Origin of the sequence: Streptomyces sp. CRCS-T-1 (assembly GCF_024442335.1) — a bacterium.
Lineage (GTDB): Bacteria > Actinomycetota > Actinomycetes > Streptomycetales > Streptomycetaceae > Streptomyces > Streptomyces koelreuteriae.
In genome coordinates this window covers 197,442-214,820 of record NZ_CP101651.1, presented here as the reverse complement: position 1 = coordinate 214,820, position 17,379 = coordinate 197,442, and the positions used below count along the sequence as shown (strand labels likewise).

The following is a 17,379-nucleotide window of genomic DNA, read 5'->3' as shown; positions in this document are numbered from 1 at the left end:
ATGACCACCGACTACGAGACGATCCTTGTCGAGCGCAAGGGCCGCACCGCCCTGCTCACCCTCAACCGCCCGAAGGCCCTCAACGCCCTGAACCTCCAGGTGATGAACGAGGTCGTGGCCGCCACCGAGGCCCTGGACCGGGACCCGGACTGCGGCTGCGTCGTCATCACCGGCTCGGCGAAGGCGTTCGCGGCCGGGGCCGACATCAAGGAGATGCAGCCCCAGGGCTACCTGGACATGTATCTCTCCGACTGGTTCGCGGCCTGGGACCGGCTCGGACAGCTGCGCACACCGACCGTCGCCGCCGTTTCCGGATACGCGCTCGGCGGCGGCTGCGAACTGGCCATGCTCTGCGACATCCTGCTCGCCGCCGACACCGCCGTCTTCGGCCAGCCGGAGATCAAGCTCGGCGTGATCCCGGGGATCGGCGGCTCCCAGCGGCTGACCCGGGCGGTCGGCAAGGCCAAGGCCATGGAGCTGTGCCTGACCGGGCGCACCATGGACGCCGCCGAAGCGGAACGCGCCGGGCTCGTCTCCCGGGTGGTGCCGGCCGACGAGCTGATCGGCGAGGCCCTGGCCGTCGCCGAGACCGTCGCCGGGATGTCCCTGCCGGTGGCGATGATGGCCAAGGAAGCCGTCGGCCGGGCCTTCGAGACGACACTCACCGAAGGTGTCCGCTTCGAACGCCGCCTGTTCCACGCGGTGTTCGCCACCGCCGACCAGAAGGAGGGCATGGCCGCCTTCGCCGACAAACGGCCGCCCGAGTTCCGCCACCGGTAAACATCGGGTAAGAGCACGCTCCCGAAGGCCGGTGTCGTCTTGGTCCGGCACCGGCCGAGGGTTACGGTCGCTGAAGAAATCGACGACGGCGACACGGAAGCCGGTGGGAATCCGGCACGGTCGCGCCACTGTGAACGAGGCCCGCGTCAGCGGCCCCGTGAGTCAGACCCGTGGGCCGTCGTCCTGTCGCAGCACCGAGCGGGGACGCGAACTCCCCGAGGAGGCCCCGCCATGGCGCATCACGCCGTCCCGCCGACAGCCACCACCCCCGTCGTCCCCACCAAGCTGCCGCTGAAGGACATCCTTCCCTGGGCGGTCTTCTTCGGCATCCTGATGCTGGTCCTGCTGTACTTCGTCGGCGCCGAGCAGGGCGCCACCTCCGTCGTCTCCGGCGAGGACGTCCACGAGTGGGTGCACGACGCCCGCCACCTCCTCGGCTTCCCCTGCCACTGACGCGAGGGACGCCGCACACCCATGAACTCCGCAACTGTGAGAAACCTGCTCGTGCGGGGGATGCTCGCCGGACTCGCTGCCGGTCTGCTCGCCCTGGTCGTCGCCTACCTCCTCGGCGAGCCGAACGTCGACAAGGCGATCGGCTTCGAGGAGGCGCACGCCCCCGCGCACGAGCACGAGGTCGAAATCGTCTCCCGCGGCCTGCAGTCCACCGCGGGCCTGGCCACCGGGGTCCTGATCTACGGGGTCGCCTTCGGCGGCATCGCCGCCCTCGCCTACTGCTTCGCGCTCGGCCGCGTCGGCCGCTTCACCCCGCGCGCGACCGCGCTGCTGCTGTCCGGCTGCGCGCTGCTCGCGGTCTATGTCGTGCCGTTCCTGAAGTACCCGGCCAACCCGCCCGCCGTCGGCAACCCCGACACCATCGGCAAGCGGACCACCCTGTACTTCCTGATGATGGTGCTCAGCCTGCTTCTCGCGATCGCCGCCACCCTGCTGGGCAAGCGACTCGCCCCGAAGCTGGGCGCCTGGTGGGCCACCGTCGCCGCGGTGGCCGCCTTCGGCGTCGCCATCGGCCTGGCGTTCGCCTTCCTGCCCGTCGTCAACGAGGTGCCGTCGGACTTCCCGGCCGCCGTGCTGTGGCGGTTCCGCCTCTCCGCCCTGGCCATCCAGGTCACGCTGTGGGGAGCCTTCGGTCTTGTCTTCGGCGAACTGGCGCAGCGGCTGCTGAACCCCAAGCCCGCCACGCTGTCCGGCAGCGCGGCCGTAGCCGCCTCCTAGTGAGCTGACCGGCACGGCGAACCGAGCCGACCGACACGACGCGAGGGCCCGCGGAACCATCCGGGGGCCCTCACGCGTTTCCCGGCAGCGAGGACTCGGATGATCAGAAGCGGAGAGACCGAGTGGCCAGACAGCCCCAGCCGCGCCGCATCACCCTCGGTGGCCGCGAGGCGGTCGCCCTCACCCTGGAGGAGTATGAGCAACTGATCGCGAGCCGACGGCAGATCGGCGGCCAGAGCGCCCGGGTACGCGCCCTCGGCCAGCGGGTGAGACAGACGGAGCGGCTCCTGGACGACCTGGAGACACTGCTCGCCGCCACGCCCGAGGGCTGCGAGCGGGCGGACGACGACGCAGCGGACGTCACCTGTCTGCGCTGCGCGATAGCGGCGTTACTGCGCCGGCACCGCGACACCGCGTCATGACCCACCAGGAGACGCCGCCCGTGTCTCCTCGGCCCCCTCCAACGGGTCCCCGAGCCGCAGATTCCACCGGCCGCCGCGCCCACTGACCGTCGTGGCCGTCAGCGGCGGTACGTCGAGCCGCCAGAAGGCCGACGAGGGCGCGCCCAGGACATGCACCACCACGGCCCGTACGACGTCCGGCTCGACCACCGCGAGCGTACGGCCGTCCACGTCCCGGCACGCCTCCAGCCACCGCGCCACACGAGCGCGCACATCCTCCACGGACTCCCCGCCGTGCGGCGCCGACGCGGGATCACCGAGCCACCGGGCCACCGCCTCCGGCTCGCGCGCGGCCACCTCGTCGAGCACGGCACCGCGCCAGCGGCCCACATCGAGACCCGCGAGCTCCTCCGCCTCGGCACCGTCGAGGCCCAGCGCGGCCGCCGTCTCCCGGCAGCGCACACTGGGCGAGACCAGGACCCGCGCCGCCGCGGGCAGGAACTCGCCGGCGGCACCCGCGCGTTGTGCACCGCCCGCGTCGATCGAGGCCCCGTCGTCGAAACGGGCCTGCCGCAGCGAAGCGTTCATCGCGGGAGTGATGAGGGTGACACGGCTGGTCACGGAGGGTTCCTCCTCGTACGGGTCTCCACCGGGTACGGCACATAGGTGCGCCGGTCGGGGTCGATGGCCAGCCGCCCGCCGGCCGGGGGCCGGGCCCGCTGCGCGCAGTCGCGTCGCTCGCAGATCCGGCAGCCGAGGCCGATCGGTGTGGCGGCGCGCGGGTCGTCGAGGGCGATGCCCTCGGCGTAGACGAGCCGGTGCGCGTGCCGCAGTTCGCAGCCCAGAGCGACCGCGAACTCGGCGCGCGGGGCGTGGTGGCCGAATCCGCCGCGTGTGATGGTGCGGGCGATCCAGAAGTACCGCTTGCCATCCGGCATTTCGGCGACCTGGGTCAGTATCCGCCCGGGCGAGGAGAACGCCTCGTACACCGTCCACAGCGGGCAGGTGCCGCCCAGTCGGGAGAAGTGGAAGTCGGACGCGGACTGGCGCTTGGAGATGTTCCCGGCCCGGTCGACGCGCAGGAAAGAGAACGGCACGCCTCTGCGGCCGGTCCGCTGGAGGGTGCTCAGGCGGTGGCAGACCGTCTCGAAGCCGACGCCGAAGCGTGCGGACAGCAGCTCGACGTCGTAGCGCACCTCCTCCGCCGCCGTGTGGAAGAGGGTGTACGGCATGAGCAGGGCACCGGCGAAGTAGTTCGCGAGGCCGATGCGGGCCAGCGCGGACGACTCGGGCGAGGTCGGTTCCGTGGCGCCGCCGGCGAGTCGGTCGAGCAGCGGGCCGTGCTCCAGGAGGGCCAGTTGGGTGGCGAGCTGGAAGGCGCGCTGGCCGTCGCTGAGCCAGGGGGAGAGGAACAGCAGGCCGGTGTCGGGGTCGTAGCGACGGGCGTCGGCGGAGCGGCCCGCCGCGGTCTGCACGACCCGCACGCCGTGCCGTGCGGCCAGGCGTGTGATGAGGGGGTCGGCGGCCCGGCCGGGGCGCAGCTCCATGGCCGCGGCGGCCCGTTCGGCCTCGGTGTCCAGCGGCTCGAAGTGGTTGTGGTGGGCGTAGAAGAAGTCCCGCACCTCGTCGTGCGGCTCCACGGGCGGCAGCGCCGCTCCGGTTCCGCTTCCGGGTACGGCGAGGGCCGCGGCCTGTTCGGCGGCGTCACGGTAGCGGCGGTGCAGGGCGACCAGGGCGCGGGCCACCTCCGGATGGTCGCGGGCGGCCTCGGTGACGTCCTCGGCGGCGGGCAGCGGCACCCCGCACGCCTCGTCGGCGAGCGCGGCCCGCAGATCGGCGGCCAGCCGGTCCTCCGCCGCCTCGGAGAAGAACTCGGTGTCCACTCCGAAGACCTCCGCGATCCGCAGCAGCACCGGAGCCGTCAACGGACGCTGGCTCTGCTCGATCTGGTTCGCGTAGCTGGTCGAGATGCCGAGGGCGCGGGCCATGTCGACCTGGTTCATGCCGTGCTCGCGGCGCAGCCGGCGCAGCTTGGCATGGGCGTAGACCTTGCGGCCGGACGGTCCCCGGGACATGGCTCACCACCTTCGTCTCGCGAGGCTCCTCGCGAACCTTGTTGCGAAGATAGCATCCGCATTATTCGCAGATTTCGCAGTTTCGCAGCGCGGGGATGTACGGATTCCACACCCGGGAGCGGTGGTCCGAAGGGCTTCCGCCGGGCAGTCTCGATCACAGCAGGATCGCCGCCGCCCACCAGACGCCCACAAGGAGTCCCGTGATCGAGCACCACGTCCGCGTCCACCCCAGCGCCGACCGGCTGGCCCGCGAGGACCAGCTCGCCTGGAAACTGGCCGCCGTGGCCACGGCCACCGGGGAACCGGACGCCGACAGCGCCGCCATGGCCGTCAACCGGGTCATCGACAACGCCTCCGTGGCCGTGGCCTCCCTGCTGCGCCGCCCGGTGGCCGTCGCCCGCGCCCAGGCCACCGCCCACCGCGGGGCGACCCCCGGCGCCTCCGTCTTCGGTACCGGCGCCCGCGTCTCCCCCGAGTGGGCCGCCTGGGCCAACGGAACGGCCGTGCGCGAGCTGGACTTCCACGACACCTATCTCGCTGCCGACTACTCCCACCCCGGCGACAACATCCCGCCCCTGCTAGCCGTAGCCCAGCACACCGGCCGTACGGGCGCCGACCTGCTGCGCGGTGTCATCGCCGCCTACGAGCTCCATGTCGCCCTGGTGAAGGGCATCTGCCTGCACCGGCACCGCATCGACCACGTGGCCCACCTCAGCGCCGCCACCGCCGGCGGCCTGGGCGCGCTGCTCCGGCTGCCGACGGAGACGGTGTACCAGGCGGTGCAGCAGGCCGTGCACACCACGACCGCCACCCGGCAGTCCCGCAAGGGCGAGATCTCCAGCTGGAAGGCGTACGCCCCGGCCTTCGCCGGCAAGGCCGCCATCGAGGCCGTCGACCGGGCGATGCGCGGCGAGACCTCACCCTCCCCGATCTACGAGGGCGAGGACGGCTTCCTCGCCTGGATGCTCGACGGCCCCGGCGCCGACTACACCGTCCGGCTCCCCGAACCCGGCGAGCCGCGCCGGGCGATCCTCGACACGTACACCAAGGAGCACTCCGCCGAGTACCAGGCGCAGGCGATCATCGACCTGGCGCGGCGACTGCGGGAGAAGACCGGCCCGCTGGACCAGGTGCGCTCGGTGGTCCTGCACACCAGCCACCACACCCACCAGGTGATCGGCTCCGGTGCGAACGATCCGCAGAAGTACGACCCCACCGCCAGCCGCGAGACCCTCGACCACTCCGTGCCGTACATCTTCGCCGTCGCCCTGGAGGACGGCACCTGGCACCACGAGCGCTCCTACGCACCCGAGCGCGCTCGTCGCTCCGGGACCGTCGCGCTGTGGCGGAAGATCAGCACGGTCGAGGACCCGGAGTGGACCCGCCGTTATCACGACCCCGACCCGGACCGCCGGGCCTTCGGCGGCCGCGCGGTCATCACCCTCGACGACGGATCGGTGATCGAGGACGAACTGGCCGTCGCCGACGCCCACCCGGCCGGCGCCCGCCCCTTCGACCGCCCCGCCTACACGGCCAAGTTCCGCACCCTCGCCGAGGGGATCGTCGCGCCCGCGGGCCAGGACCGTTTCCTGGCCGCCGCCGAGCGCCTCGCCGAGCTGGGCTCCGCCGACCTCGACGGGCTGTTCCCGGCCGTGGACGTCCGGGCCGTCGGCGACGTCGACGCGAACCTGCCGAAGGGCCTGTTCTGATGCTGCACACCCGCACCACCCCCGCCGAACGCCGGCGAGCGCTCAGGGAGCGGCTCGGCGAGAACCGCCTGCTGCCCATGCCCGGCGCCCTCAACCCGCTCTCCGCCCGCCTCATCCAGGACACCGGCTTCGAGGCCGCCTACCTCTCCGGCGCCGTCCTCGCCGCCGACCTCGGCCTGCCCGACATCGGCTTGACCACATCGACCGAGGTCGCGGCACGCGCCCAGCAGACGACCCGGGTGACCGATCTGCCGGTTCTCATCGACGCCGACACCGGCTTCGGCGAACCGATGAACGCCGCCCGCACCGTCCAGTTGATGGAGGACGCGGGGCTGGCCGGCCTGCATCTGGAGGACCAGGTCAACCCCAAGCGCTGCGGCCACCTGGACGGCAAGTCGGTCGTCCCCCGGGAGGACATGACCCGCCGGGTCCGGGCCGCCGTGGACGCCCGACGCGACCCGGACTTCCTGTTCATGGCCCGCACCGACGCCCGGGCCGTCGAGGGCCTTGACGCGGCGATCGACCGAGCGAAGGCCTACGTCGACGCCGGAGCCGACGCGATCTTCCCCGAAGCCCTCGCCGACGAGCGGGAGTTCGAGGCGTTCCGCAAGGCGGTCCCGGTACCGCTGCTGGCCAACATGACCGAGTTCGGCAAGGGGCGCCTCCTCGACACGCGCACCCTGGAGAACCTCGGCTACGACATCGCCCTCTACCCGGTCACCCTGCTGCGCCTGGCCATGGGCGCCGTCGAGGACGGCCTGCGCACCATCGCGGCCGAGGGCACCCAGGAATCCCTGCTGCCCCGTATGCAGACGCGCTCCCGCCTCTACGAACTCCTCGGCTACGAGGACTACTCGACGTTCGACTCGGCCGTCTTCGACTTCACCCTCCCGCCCGGCACCTGACGCACCGGAGGCACATCCATGCCCATTCACCGCGGCCTCGCCGGTGTCGTCGTCGACACCACCGAGATCTCCACCGTCATCCAGGAGACCAACTCCCTCACCTACCGCGGCTATCCGGTCCAGGACCTGGCCGCCCACCGCTCCTTCGAGGAGGTCGCCTACCTCCTGTGGCACGGCGAACTCCCCGACGAGGGACAGCTCCGGGATTTCCGCGCCCGCGAACGCGCCCTGCGCCCCCTGGACCGCACCACCTCCGAGCTGCTGGCCCGGCTGCCCCAGACCTGCCACCCGATGGACGTCCTGCGCACCGCCGTCAGCTTCTTCGGCGCCGAGGACCCGACCGAGGACGACGGCGGTCTCGCCGTCAACCGGGCCAAGTCCCTGACCCTGCTGGCGAGACTGCCCACCGTGGTCGCCGCCGACCAGCGCAGGCGCCGCGGCCTCGCCCCGATCCCGCCGCATCCCGAACTCGGCTACGCCGAGAACTTCTTCCACATGTGCTTCGGCAGCGTCCCCGACCCCGATGTGGTGCGCTGCTTCGAGATCTCGCTCGTGCTCTACGCCGAACACAGCTTCAACGCCTCGACGTTCACCGCGCGCGTGGTCACCTCCACCCTCTCCGACCTCTACAGCGCGGTCACAGCGGCGATCGGCGCGCTCAAGGGCCCGCTGCACGGCGGCGCCAACGAAGCCGTGATGCACATGCTGAACGAGATCGGCGACCCTGGGCACGCCGAGGACTGGCTCACGGAAGCGCTGACGGGCAAGCGGAAGATCATGGGCTTCGGCCACCGGGTCTACAAGGCCGGCGACTCCCGCGTCCCGATCATGCAGGACGCCCTCGACCGCCTGGTCTCCCGTGCCGCCGACCCCGAGGTCACCCGTCTCGCCACCCTGCACGCGGCGCTCCGCCACGCCATGCTCACCCACAAGGGGATCCATCCGAACCTGGACTACCCGGCAGGCCTGGCCTACCACCTCATGGGGTTCGACATCCCCCTCTTCACACCGATCTTCGTGATGAGCCGCATCACCGGCTGGACGGCCCACATCACCGAACAGCTCGCCCACAACGCGCTGATCAGGCCCCTCGCGTCATACGCGGGACCGGATCAGCGCGCGGTACCGGCGATCGGCTAGCCGCCGCTCCAAGGCGTCGGCGCCGGTGTCGTTGAACACCCGGAAAAGTTCCTGCGTTCTATGGGTAACTGCGAACCCGTCGCAATAACACCCCCACGGACAAGGAACGAACCTGATGCCCAAGCGACCCGGCCGTCTCACGGTTCTCGCCGCTCTGCCCGCCGCCGCCCTGCTCACCCTGGTCGGCTCGTCCCCGGTGTTCGCGGAGTCGGACACCCCGGCCTTCCAGCTCGATCTGGAGCAGTTGAACGACTCCGGCGCCAAGGGCACGGCCCTGGTGAGCCTGCGCGGCGACGAGATGACGGTGTGGATCAAGTCCGAGGGCATGGTGCCGGGCCAGCCCTCGGCACAGCACCTGCACGGCTCGACCGACGGGCACGACTTCGTCTGCCCGGACGGCAGCGCCGACACCAACAAGGACGGAATCCTCAACAACACCGAAGCCACCGTCCACTACGGCGACATCAACATCGCGCTCACCGTCTCCGGCGACACCGACGCGGCGACCAGCGGACTGGCGGTGGACCGGATGCCGGTGGCCGACGAAGAGGGCAAGATCGCCTACAAGCGGACCATCAAGGTCGGGCAGGACGTGGTCGAGAAGATCAAGGACCTGCACATCGTCCAGCACGGCATCGACCCCAACGGCAACGGCGAGTACGACTTCGAGGGCGCGGGCAAGAGCGAACTCGACCCGAAGCTGCCTCAGGAGGCCACCGCGCCCACCAACTGCGGGGAGGTGAAGGGCGCCGCGGTCGGGTCCGTCCCGGTCGGCGGGATCGAGACCGGCAGCGGGGCGGAGCAGTCGAGCATGTCCCCGGGGATGACGGTCGGCGTCGCGGGTGCGGCCTCGGCGGCGGTGGCGGGTGCGGCGGGGGTTCTGTTCGCCGCCCGCCGGCGGAAGGCGTCCGGTGTCGCGGCGGCGGAGACCGGGGGTGCCGCGTGAACCGCTCGGCCGGGAGCGCACGGGTCGGGGGGCGACGCGTTCCCGCCGCCCTGATCGCCGTCGCCACCGCGTCCCTGCTGCTCACCGCCTGCGGGGGCCAGGACACGTCGGCCTCCCAGACGTCCCCGGGGCAGAACGCGACGGCCGGGGCGGCGGGCGGCGCGACACCGGGCTCGGGCACCGGCCAGGCGGTCGCCGCCCTGGACCGGTCCGTGCCGCAGGAGGTCAGCATCCCCTCCCTCGGGGTCTCCAGCGCCCTGGAGACCCTGGGGCAGAGCAAGGACGGGGTGATGACCACCCCCAAGAACCCGGACCTGGCGGGCTGGTACGAACCGGGACCCACCCCCGGCTCCCAGGGGCCCGCGGTGATCGCCGGGCATGTGACCTGGAACGGCGCGGACGCGGTCTTCAAGGGGCTGAAGACGTTGACGGCCGGCGACAAGGTCGAGGTGAAGCGCCAGGACGGGAAGACCGCCACCTTCACCGTGGACCGCGTCGAGGAGTATCCGAAGAAGGAGTTCCCCACGCTGGAGGTCTACAAGAACCTCGACCACGCGGGCCTCAGGCTGGTCACCTGCGGAGGTGAGTTCGACGCGGACCGGCACTACTACCCCAACAACGTCGTGGTGTTCGCCAGCATGACGGGCGTCGCGTAGGACACGGTCAGGTACGGCAGAGTCAGGCAGGACAGGGTCAGGATCGTCCCTCGCCGGGTCGCTGTGCCCGGCGATGCGTGGAGCGCACCTGGAACAGACGTGGCTGTACGTCCGTCGCGATCTTCGCGGCCTGCTCCATGTGGACGCGGGCTTCCGGGTTCGCCAGCATCGCGCGGTAGTGCTCCTCGGACTCCCACTGGGCGTAGTTGATGACACGCTCGCCATCGTGGGAGGCGTGGAAGTTGGCATGGAGGAAGCCCGATTGGTGCTTCATCGTCTCCTCGGTGGCGCGGGCGAGCAGCTCGATGAGTTCGTCCTGGCGGTCGGGCGTGACGGTGAAGACGTTGATGAGCGTCGCCACCGGGCGTGCGCTGTCGATCTGTGCGGTAACGGCCATGCCACTCTTTCTCCCCTTACGGAAGAGGCGGTCGACCGAGGCGGGTCCGTATTCCCCCGATCGGACGCGGACCCGCGCTGCCCGCCGGCCGCCTACAGCGGCAGGACGGCCAGGGAGCGGGCCGGATGGCGAGGGCTCAGGAAGACGGCGATGCCCTTGCCGTCGGGGGAGGGGTGGGTGGCCTGGGTCCAGCCCTGGCGGCGGTAGAAGGCCATGGCCCGGGGCGCATGGGCGGAGGTGAGCAGCCAGGAGCGGCCGTCGGGGGCGTCCTCGGTGACCGCGTCCAGCAGTGCGCCGGCGAGACCGGTGCCGTGCGCGTCGGGGCGGACGGCGAGTTCGTCGATCTCCCGGGCGCCGCACAGCCAGTCGGCCGTGTGACCGGGGCCCAGCCCGGCGGCGGCCTGGGGGTAGCAGCGGTCGGTGGGGAAGGGGGTGAGGGTGGTCCAGGCCGTGGCGAAGCCGATGACCTCCGGCCCGGCGAAGGCGAGCGCGGCGATGAAGCCCGGCCGCCGCACGTCCACCGGGAGCCGCTCGGCGAACTCGGCCGCCTGCGCCTCGTCCTCGTTCCAGGGCGGGGCGCAGAAGGCGTCGGCGTAGACGCGGCGCAGGGCCGTGGTGTGCGCGAGGAGCCCGGCGTCCTTGAAGGTCCTGATCTCTGGGTTCATGTCCATCAGGCCGCACCCGCCAGAGCGGCCCCCGGGTGCAGCGCGGCGTACTCCAGCGGCGCCGACGGGTCGATCGACAGGTTCAGCGCCGCCGGTTCGGCCCCGGAGCGTACGAGGAGGTCGCCGACGGCGGCGATCATCGCGCCGTTGTCCGTGCACAGCCTCAGCGGCGGCACGCGCAGTTCGATGCCGGCGGCCCGGCAGCGTTCCTCGGCCAGCGACCGCACCCGCGAGTTCGCGGCGACCCCGCCCACGACGACGAGCGTGCCGACACCGTGCTCGGCGCAGGCCGCGACCGCCTTGCGAGTCAGTACGTCCGCGATCGCCTCCTGGAGCGAGGCAGCCCCGTCGGCCACCGGCAGCTCCCGGCCCGCGTGGCCCTCGGCCCAGCGTGCGGCGGCCGTCTTCAGCCCCGAGAAGGAGAAGTCGTACGACCCGGGCAGCGGGCGGGGAAAGGGGACAGCGCGCGGATCCCCCGCGCGCGCTGTCCGGTCGATGGCCGGACCGCCCGGGTACGGCAGTCCGAAGACCCGCGCGACCTTGTCGAAGCACTCACCGGCCGCGTCGTCGAGCGTGTCGCCGAGGTGCAGGATCGGGTCGCGGACCAGGTCACGGACGAGCAGCAGAGAGGTGTGGCCGCCGGAGACGATCAGCACCATGCAGGGATCGGGCAGCGGGCCGTGCTCCAGGGTGTCGGCGGCGACATGGCCGGCCAGATGGTGCACGCCGTACAGCGGGACACCGAGCGCGTACGCCATGCCCTTCGCCCCGGCGAGGCCGACCTGGAGCGCGCCCGACAGGCCCGGCCCGGTGGTCACGGCGACGGCGCCGATGTCGGACAGCCGCAGGCCCGCGTCGTCCAAGGCCCGCTGGATCACCGGCCGCAGGGCGTGCACATGCGCGCGGGCGGCGATCTCGGGGACGACACCGCCGAAGCGGGCGTGCTCGTCCATGCTCGACGCCAGCGCATGGCCCAGCAGCCGCCCGTCCCGGACCAGCCCCGCCCCGGTCTCGTCACACGACGACTCGATGCCCAGCACGATCCCAGAGCCCATGCCCACCCTTCCCACGACCTCAGTTCCGCGACCCGGTTCCGCGGCTCAGTTCTGCAAGGAACAGGCTATTGCAAGGAGTGTGCAATAAGCCCCGCGGGAGGTGTACCCGAGCAAAGGTGTGCTGGTCGGCGCCCAGTAGAGTGCGCTTCTGTCGCCCCATGAGAGCTGCCCCCGAATCCCGAGGTACCGCGCAGTGAACCCCGCACGTCCCGCACCTACCGCCGCCGTGACCGTCGTCGGGATCGGGGCCGACGGCTGGGAAGGCCTGACCGACACCTCCCGGGCCGCGCTGAGCGAGGCCGAGGTCCTGATCGGCGGCCCGCGCCAGCTCGACCTGCTGCCCCCACGCTGCGCCGGGGAGCGGATCGCCTGGCCCTCGCCCCTGCGCCCCGCCGTGCCCGGCCTGCTCGCGGCACACGCCGGCCGCCGGATCGCCGTACTGGCCAGCGGGGACCCCATGTTCTACGGCATCGGCCGAGCCCTCGCCGAGGAGATCGGGGAAGCGGGCGCCCTGCGCGTCCTGCCCCACCCCTCCTCCGTCTCCTACGCCGCCGCCCGCCTCGGCTGGCCCTTGGAGGACGTCGAGGTCGTCACGCTCGTCGGCCGTCCCGCCGCCCGTCTCGCCGCCGCCCTGCACGACGGTCGGCGGCTCCTCGTCCTCAGCGCGGGCGCCGGCACACCCGGCGAGGTCGCCGCCCTGCTGCGGGACCGGGGATTCGGCGCGAGCCGCATGCGGGTCCTGGAACAACTCGGCGGCGCGAAGGAGCACACGACCACTGAGGCCACCGCGGACGACTGGCCGGACGAGCGGCCCCCCGGCGACCCCCTCAACATCGTCGCCGTCACCTGCCACCGCGCCCCGGACGCCCCGCGCCTCGGCGCCGTGCCCGGCCTCCCGGACGACGCCTACGAGCACGACGGGCAGCTCACCAAGCGGCACATCCGCGCCGTCACGCTCAGCACACTCGCCCCCGCGCCCGGGGAACTGCTGTGGGACATCGGCGGCGGCTCGGGCTCGATCGCCATCGAGTGGATGCGCACCCACCCCTCGTGCCGCGCGATCACGATCGAGCGCGACCCGGTGCGCGCCGCGCGCATCACCCGCAACGCCGAGCGCCTCGGCGTGCCCGGCCTGCGGGTCGTCACCGGTGCCGCGCCCGCCGCCCTGGCCGAACTGCCCGCCCCCGACGCCGTGTTCGTCGGCGGCGGCCTCACCGCCCCCGGTCTCCTCGACGCCTGCTGGGAGGCCCTGCCGGCCGGTGGGCGGCTGGTCGCCAACACCGTGACACTGGAGTCGGAGGCGCTCCTCGCCGACGCCCGCCGTCGTCATGGCGGCGAGCTGGTGCGGCTCGCGGTGGCGCACGCCGTGCCCGTGGGCGGCTTCACCGGCTGGCGGCAGGCGATGCCGGTGACCCAGTGGGCCGTACAGAAGACCGTCGACACCCCTTCGGGAGCCAACAGATGACCGTGTACTTCATCGGCGCCGGACCCGGTGCCGCCGATCTGATCACCGTGCGCGGCGCCCGCACCCTCGGCGCCTGCCGGGTCTGCCTCTACGCGGGCAGCCTGGTCCCGCGCGAACTGCTGGCCGAATGCCCGCCGGACGCACGCCTGGTGGACACCGCGCAGCTCACCCTGGACGAGATCACCGCCGAGCTGGTCCGCGCCCACGAGCAGGGACACGACGTGGCGCGGCTGCACTCCGGGGACCCGTCGGTGTTCAGCGCGGTCGCCGAGCAGATGCGCCGCCTTGACGCGGCCGGGGTGCCCTACGAAGTGGTCCCCGGAGTCCCGGCCTTCGCCGCCGCGGCGGCGTCCCTGAAGCGTGAGCTGACCGTGCCGACCGTCGGCCAGACCGTGATCCTCACCAGGGTCGCCCAGCGCGCCACCGCCATGCCCGACGGGGAGGACCTGGCCACCCTCGGCCGCAGCGGCGCGCTGATCGTGCTGCACCTGGCCGCCGGCTATGTGGACCGCGTCGTCGACGAACTCCTCCCGCACTACGGCGCCGACTGCCCGGCCGCGGTCGTCGCCTACGCCTCCCGCCCCGACGAGGTGATCATCCGCGGCACCCTCGACGAGATCGCCGCCAAGACCAAGGAGGCCGGTGTGCTGCGCACGGCCGTGATCATCGTCGGTCGGACGCTGGGGGCGGAGGGGTTCCGGGACAGCCACCTCTACTCGGCGGAGCGGGAGCGTCACGTGTGCTGAGCGGCTCGGCAACGCACCGGCGGCGCAGGGGCCCTCAGGCCACGGAGCTGCGCCCCACCACCGTGCCAGCCCGGTCGATGCAGATCACGTCGACGGTGACCGGCGCACCCCGCAGCACGGCCAGCGCCTCGTCACGAGCCGTCCTGGCGACCAGGTCACCGAGCGGCACCCCGGCGGCCATGCACAACTGGAGCGCGGCCAGCCCGGTGTTGGCCCCGGCCACCTCGGCGCGCAAGGCCTCGTCCGCGCCGCCCTGCCCGGCCAGTTCGGCGAGGAAGCCCTTGTCGACCTGGGAGCGGGCGGAGTGCAGGTCGAGATGGCTGGCGGCGAGCTTGGACAGCTTGGCGAAGCCACCGCAGATCGTCAGCCGGTCGACGGGGTGGCGGCGGATGTACTTCAGCACGGCGCCCGCGAAGTCGCCCATGTCGAGCAGCGCGTCCTCGGGCAGCCCGTACTCGGCGACGACCGTCTTCTCCGACGTCGACCCGGTGCACCCGGCGACATGCGTACGGCCCGCCGCCCGCGCCACGTCCACGCCCCGGCGGATGGAGTCGATCCACGCCGAGCAGGAGTACGGCACCACGATCCCGGTGGTGCCGAGGATGGACAGGCCGCCCAGGATGCCGAGGCGCGGGTTCCAGGTGGAGCGGGCGATCTCCTCGCCGTGGTCGACGGAGACGGTGATCTCGACGTCGCCGGTGCCACCGTGGCGGGCGGCGACCTCGGCCACGTGCTCGCGCATCAGCCGCCGGGGGACGGGGTTCACGGCGGGTTCGCCGACGGGCAGCGGCAGACCGGGGCGGGTGATCGTCCCGACCCCGGGCCCCGCCCTGAAGACCACCCCGGCCCCGGCGGGCAGCCGCCGTACCGTGGCCCGGATCAGCGCGCCGTGCGTGACGTCCGGGTCGTCGCCCGCGTCCTTGACGACGCCCGCCATCGCGGATCCGTCGCCCAGTTCCTCGGCCGCCAGCGCGAACGACGGGGTCTGCCCCTTGGGCAGGGTGATCGTCACCGGGTCGGGGTACTCCCCGGTCAGCAGTGCCGTGTACGCGGCCGTCGTGGCCGCTGTCGCACAGGCGCCCGTGGTCCACCCGTGCCGCAGGCCGGTGTGCTCCAGCTGGGCCCTGCGGCCACCCTTCACTTCGCTGCTCATGAACGGACCTGGACTTCCATGCACGTACTGATTCTGGGCGGGACCACCGAAGCCCGCCGTCTCGCCGAACTGCTTGACGGCACACCCGGCCTGACCGTGACCAGTTCTCTCGCCGGGCGGGTGGCCGGACCCCGGCTGCCTCCGGGCGAGGTCCGGATCGGAGGCTTCGGGGGAGTGGAGGGGCTGACCGCGTGGCTCGTCGAGCACCGGGTGAACGCACTCATCGACGCCACCCATCCTTTCGCCGGGACGATCGGTTTCCACGCGGCACGTGCCGCCGCCACCGCCCATGTTCCCCTGCTCGCGGTGCGGCGCCCCGGCTGGGTCCCGGTCGAGGGCGACGACTGGCACGAGGCCGGCTCCCTGGAGGAGGCCGCGGCGCTGCTGCCCGCCCTCGGCAGCCGGGTGTTCCTCACCACCGGACGCATGGGCCTGGCCGCGTTCGCCGGTCTGGACGCCCTGTGGTTCCTCGTACGCTCCGTGGACGCGCCCGAGTCCCCGTACCCCGCCCGCATGGAGGTGCTCCTCGACCGAGGCCCCTTCACCCTCGACGCGGAACGCGAACTCCTGCACCGCCACCGCATCGACGTCCTGGTCACGAAGGACAGCGGCGGAGCCGCCACCGCGCCCAAACTCACGGCCGCGCGGGAGGCGGGAGTGCCCGTGGTCGTGGTCCGCCGGCCGCCCGTTCCCGAACAGGTGCCGGCCGTGGCCGGTCCGGAAGAGGCGGCCCGGTGGATCAGGGAACTCCCGCACGGGCGGGCTTTCCCGACTACTGGCTGAAACCTGACGGGGGCTTTGCCACACCTGGCTTGTACCTGCAAGGAACACGCAGAAGCCTTGTGAGCGCGGCTGAGAACAGCCGTTCCTCGACCCGTGAGGCCTGCGCCCCCATGACCACCGCTCCCGGCTCCGCCCGGCACCGCATCCGCACGTCGATGACCCGGAAGGAGTGGGCGAGCGTCGGCGGGATGGCCGCGTTCATCCTGGCCCTGCACCTCGTCGGCTGGTTCACGCTCGTCGTGATCGTCGCCCCGGAGCACTACACCTTGGGGGAGAGGACGTTCGGGATCGGCATCGGCGTCACGGCCTACACCCTCGGTCTGCGTCACGCCTTCGACGCCGACCACATCGCGGCGATCGACAACACCACCCGGAAGCTGATGAGCGAGGGGCAGCGCCCGCTGTCGGTCGGCTTCTGGTTCTCGCTGGGCCACTCGAGCATCGTGTTCGCGCTGGCCTTCCTGCTCTCCGTCGGCGTCAAGGCACTGTCCGGGCCGGTCGCCGACGACGACTCCGCACTGCACAGCGTCACCGGCTGGATCGGCACGACCGTCTCGGGAACCTTCCTCTACCTCATCGCGATCATCAACATCGTGATCATGGCGGGCATCTGGAAGGTCTTCCGCCGGATGCGCACCGGCCACTTCGACGAGGCCGCCCTGGAGGAACAGCTCGACAAGCGCGGCTTCATGAACCGGCTCCTGGGCCGTCTGATGAAGTCGATCACCAAGCCGTGGCAGATGTACCCCCTGGGCCTGCTCTTCGGCCTCGGCTTCGACACCGCGACGGAGATCGCCCTGCTGGTCCTCGCCGGTTCGGGCGCCGCCTCCGGCCTGCCCTGGTACGCGATCCTGTGCCTGCCGGTCCTGTTCGCGGCCGGTATGTCCCTGCTCGACACCATCGACGGGACGTTCATGAACTTCGCCTACGGCTGGGCCTTCTCCAAGCCGGTGCGCAAGGTCTACTACAACCTCACCGTCACCGGCCTGTCCGTCGCCGTGGCGCTGCTCATCGGCACCGTCGAACTGCTCGGCCTGATCGCCGAGCAGGCGGATCTGCACGGCCCGTTCTGGGACTGGGTGTCCGGCCTCGACCTGAACATCATCGGCTACGTCGTCGTCGGGCTGTTCGTCCTCACCTGGGCGGTGGCCCTGCTGGTGTGGAAGGTCGGCCGGATCGAGGAGAAGTGGACGCGGGGCCTGGCCCGGCCCGCCCCGGCCGCCTCCCCGGCCGCCGCTTCGGTGGCCGAGGAGAGCTGAACCGGGCCGCACCC

Annotated in this window: 19 protein-coding genes and 1 riboswitch; of the genes, 13 read left to right on the top strand and 6 right to left on the bottom strand. The window is 72.2% G+C overall.

Annotation, left to right across the window (positions count from 1 at the left end; translation table 11 throughout):
- The 4 genes from NNW99_RS00940 to NNW99_RS00925 all read left to right on the top strand — a co-directional run bounded on the left by NNW99_RS00940 (window position 1) and on the right by NNW99_RS00925 (window position 2,432).
- Entirely contained in the window at window positions 1–780 is a 780-nt protein-coding gene (locus NNW99_RS00940; RefSeq protein ID WP_215124098.1) for an enoyl-CoA hydratase, read from the top strand.
- 95 nt (window positions 781–875) lie between these two features.
- A riboswitch (cobalamin riboswitch) is annotated at window positions 876–948 on the top strand.
- A 63-nt stretch (window positions 949–1,011) separates the two neighbouring features.
- Entirely contained in the window at window positions 1,012–1,233 is a 222-nt protein-coding gene (locus NNW99_RS00935; protein ID WP_215116657.1) for a CbtB-domain containing protein, read from the top strand.
- A gap of 21 nt (window positions 1,234–1,254) precedes the next feature.
- Complete coding sequence (locus NNW99_RS00930) at window positions 1,255–2,010, top strand: CbtA family protein (protein ID WP_215116656.1); 756 nt, start codon at window positions 1,255–1,257, stop codon at window positions 2,008–2,010.
- A 122-nt stretch (window positions 2,011–2,132) separates the two neighbouring features.
- A complete protein-coding gene (locus tag NNW99_RS00925; protein ID WP_215116655.1) occupies window positions 2,133–2,432 on the top strand; it encodes a hypothetical protein in 300 nt (99 codons plus the stop codon).
- Here NNW99_RS00925 and NNW99_RS00920 read toward each other — a convergent pair.
- Both NNW99_RS00920 and NNW99_RS00915 read right to left on the bottom strand, forming a co-directional pair.
- Window positions 2,427–3,032 (bottom strand): histidine phosphatase family protein, encoded by a 606-nt coding sequence (locus NNW99_RS00920; protein WP_215116654.1) that lies wholly within the window; start codon window positions 3,030–3,032, stop codon window positions 2,427–2,429. The two genes, NNW99_RS00925 and NNW99_RS00920, sit on opposite strands and share 6 nt — an antisense overlap.
- A complete protein-coding gene (locus tag NNW99_RS00915; RefSeq protein ID WP_215116653.1) occupies window positions 3,029–4,486 on the bottom strand; it encodes a short-chain fatty acyl-CoA regulator family protein in 1,458 nt (485 codons plus the stop codon). Before NNW99_RS00915 ends, NNW99_RS00920 begins: the two co-directional genes overlap by 4 nt.
- A 200-nt stretch (window positions 4,487–4,686) precedes the next feature.
- Here NNW99_RS00915 and NNW99_RS00910 point away from each other — a divergent pair, with 200 nt between their 5' ends.
- From NNW99_RS00910 to NNW99_RS00890, 5 genes are all read left to right on the top strand, one after another.
- Window positions 4,687–6,195 (top strand): MmgE/PrpD family protein, encoded by a 1,509-nt coding sequence (locus tag NNW99_RS00910; protein WP_215116652.1) that lies wholly within the window; start codon window positions 4,687–4,689, stop codon window positions 6,193–6,195.
- Window positions 6,195–7,100, top strand: a complete 906-nt coding sequence (gene prpB, locus NNW99_RS00905; RefSeq protein ID WP_215116651.1) for a methylisocitrate lyase — start codon at window positions 6,195–6,197, stop codon at window positions 7,098–7,100. The genes NNW99_RS00910 and prpB overlap by 1 nt, the downstream gene beginning before the upstream one ends.
- Before the next feature lie 18 nt (window positions 7,101–7,118).
- A complete protein-coding gene (locus NNW99_RS00900; RefSeq protein WP_215116650.1) occupies window positions 7,119–8,240 on the top strand; it encodes a bifunctional 2-methylcitrate synthase/citrate synthase in 1,122 nt (373 codons plus the stop codon).
- Window positions 8,241–8,355: 115 nt separating this feature from the next.
- The gene (locus tag NNW99_RS00895; protein ID WP_370869109.1) at window positions 8,356–9,186 is read left to right on the top strand and encodes a hypothetical protein; all 831 of its coding nucleotides are present in this window, start codon (window positions 8,356–8,358) and stop codon (window positions 9,184–9,186) included.
- The gene (locus NNW99_RS00890) at window positions 9,183–9,842 is read left to right on the top strand and encodes a class F sortase (RefSeq protein WP_215116649.1); all 660 of its coding nucleotides are present in this window, start codon (window positions 9,183–9,185) and stop codon (window positions 9,840–9,842) included. The genes NNW99_RS00895 and NNW99_RS00890 overlap by 4 nt, the downstream gene beginning before the upstream one ends.
- 37 nt (window positions 9,843–9,879) lie before the next feature.
- On the opposite strand, the gene NNW99_RS00885 is transcribed toward NNW99_RS00890, so the two are convergent.
- The 3 genes from NNW99_RS00885 to tsaD all read right to left on the bottom strand — a co-directional run bounded on the left by NNW99_RS00885 (window position 9,880) and on the right by tsaD (window position 11,959).
- Window positions 9,880–10,239 carry an antibiotic biosynthesis monooxygenase gene (locus NNW99_RS00885; RefSeq protein WP_215116648.1) on the bottom strand — a complete coding sequence of 120 codons (360 nt, stop codon included), beginning with the start codon at window positions 10,237–10,239 and terminating at the stop codon, window positions 9,880–9,882.
- A gap of 92 nt (window positions 10,240–10,331) precedes the next feature.
- Window positions 10,332–10,904, bottom strand: coding sequence for a GNAT family N-acetyltransferase (locus NNW99_RS00880; protein WP_215124096.1), 573 nt, complete (start codon window positions 10,902–10,904; stop codon window positions 10,332–10,334).
- 5 nt (window positions 10,905–10,909) lie between these two features.
- Window positions 10,910–11,959, bottom strand: a complete 1,050-nt coding sequence (gene tsaD, locus NNW99_RS00875; protein WP_215116647.1) for a tRNA (adenosine(37)-N6)-threonylcarbamoyltransferase complex transferase subunit TsaD — start codon at window positions 11,957–11,959, stop codon at window positions 10,910–10,912.
- A 193-nt stretch (window positions 11,960–12,152) separates the two neighbouring features.
- Between tsaD and cbiE the strand changes: the two genes are divergently transcribed.
- Both cbiE and cobM read left to right on the top strand, forming a co-directional pair.
- On the top strand, window positions 12,153–13,424 hold the full coding sequence (gene cbiE / locus NNW99_RS00870) for a precorrin-6y C5,15-methyltransferase (decarboxylating) subunit CbiE (RefSeq protein WP_215116646.1): 1,272 nt from the start codon (window positions 12,153–12,155) through the stop codon (window positions 13,422–13,424).
- A complete protein-coding gene (gene cobM, locus NNW99_RS00865; protein WP_215116645.1) occupies window positions 13,421–14,170 on the top strand; it encodes a precorrin-4 C(11)-methyltransferase in 750 nt (249 codons plus the stop codon). Before cbiE ends, cobM begins: the two co-directional genes overlap by 4 nt.
- A 34-nt stretch (window positions 14,171–14,204) precedes the next feature.
- On the opposite strand, the gene NNW99_RS00860 is transcribed toward cobM, so the two are convergent.
- Entirely contained in the window at window positions 14,205–15,323 is a 1,119-nt protein-coding gene (locus NNW99_RS00860; RefSeq protein ID WP_215116644.1) for a cobalt-precorrin-5B (C(1))-methyltransferase, read from the bottom strand.
- 18 nt (window positions 15,324–15,341) lie between these two features.
- Here NNW99_RS00860 and NNW99_RS00855 point away from each other — a divergent pair, with 18 nt between their 5' ends.
- The gene (locus NNW99_RS00855; RefSeq protein WP_215116643.1) at window positions 15,342–16,106 is read left to right on the top strand and encodes a cobalt-precorrin-6A reductase; all 765 of its coding nucleotides are present in this window, start codon (window positions 15,342–15,344) and stop codon (window positions 16,104–16,106) included.
- A 110-nt stretch (window positions 16,107–16,216) separates the two neighbouring features.
- Window positions 16,217–17,365: a HoxN/HupN/NixA family nickel/cobalt transporter gene (locus NNW99_RS00850; RefSeq protein WP_251057663.1), complete on the top strand. Its 1,149-nt coding sequence runs from the start codon at window positions 16,217–16,219 to the stop codon at window positions 17,363–17,365.
- Window positions 17,366–17,379: the final 14 nt, after the last annotated feature.

Bases quoted from the DNA above. Each gene is read 5' to 3' on its own strand.
- NNW99_RS00880 (WP_215124096.1), bottom strand. From the start codon at position 10,904: ATGAACCCAGAGATCAGGACCTTCAAGGACGCCGGGCTCCTCGCGCAC.
- cobM (WP_215116645.1), top strand. From the start codon at position 13,421: ATGACCGTGTACTTCATCGGCGCCGGACCCGGTGCCGCCGATCTGATC.
- tsaD (WP_215116647.1), bottom strand. From the start codon at position 11,959: ATGGGCTCTGGGATCGTGCTGGGCATCGAGTCGTCGTGTGACGAGACC.
- NNW99_RS00860 (WP_215116644.1), bottom strand. From the start codon at position 15,323: ATGAGCAGCGAAGTGAAGGGTGGCCGCAGGGCCCAGCTGGAGCACACC.
- NNW99_RS00850 (WP_251057663.1), top strand. From the start codon at position 16,217: ATGACCACCGCTCCCGGCTCCGCCCGGCACCGCATCCGCACGTCGATG.
- prpB (WP_215116651.1), top strand. From the start codon at position 6,195: ATGCTGCACACCCGCACCACCCCCGCCGAACGCCGGCGAGCGCTCAGG.
- NNW99_RS00855 (WP_215116643.1), top strand. From the start codon at position 15,342: ATGCACGTACTGATTCTGGGCGGGACCACCGAAGCCCGCCGTCTCGCC.
- NNW99_RS00915 (WP_215116653.1), bottom strand. From the start codon at position 4,486: ATGTCCCGGGGACCGTCCGGCCGCAAGGTCTACGCCCATGCCAAGCTG.
- NNW99_RS00885 (WP_215116648.1), bottom strand. From the start codon at position 10,239: ATGGCCGTTACCGCACAGATCGACAGCGCACGCCCGGTGGCGACGCTC.
- NNW99_RS00895 (WP_370869109.1), top strand. From the start codon at position 8,356: ATGCCCAAGCGACCCGGCCGTCTCACGGTTCTCGCCGCTCTGCCCGCC.
- NNW99_RS00935 (WP_215116657.1), top strand. From the start codon at position 1,012: ATGGCGCATCACGCCGTCCCGCCGACAGCCACCACCCCCGTCGTCCCC.
- NNW99_RS00940 (WP_215124098.1), top strand. From the start codon at position 1: ATGACCACCGACTACGAGACGATCCTTGTCGAGCGCAAGGGCCGCACC.
- NNW99_RS00930 (WP_215116656.1), top strand. From the start codon at position 1,255: ATGAACTCCGCAACTGTGAGAAACCTGCTCGTGCGGGGGATGCTCGCC.
- NNW99_RS00900 (WP_215116650.1), top strand. From the start codon at position 7,119: ATGCCCATTCACCGCGGCCTCGCCGGTGTCGTCGTCGACACCACCGAG.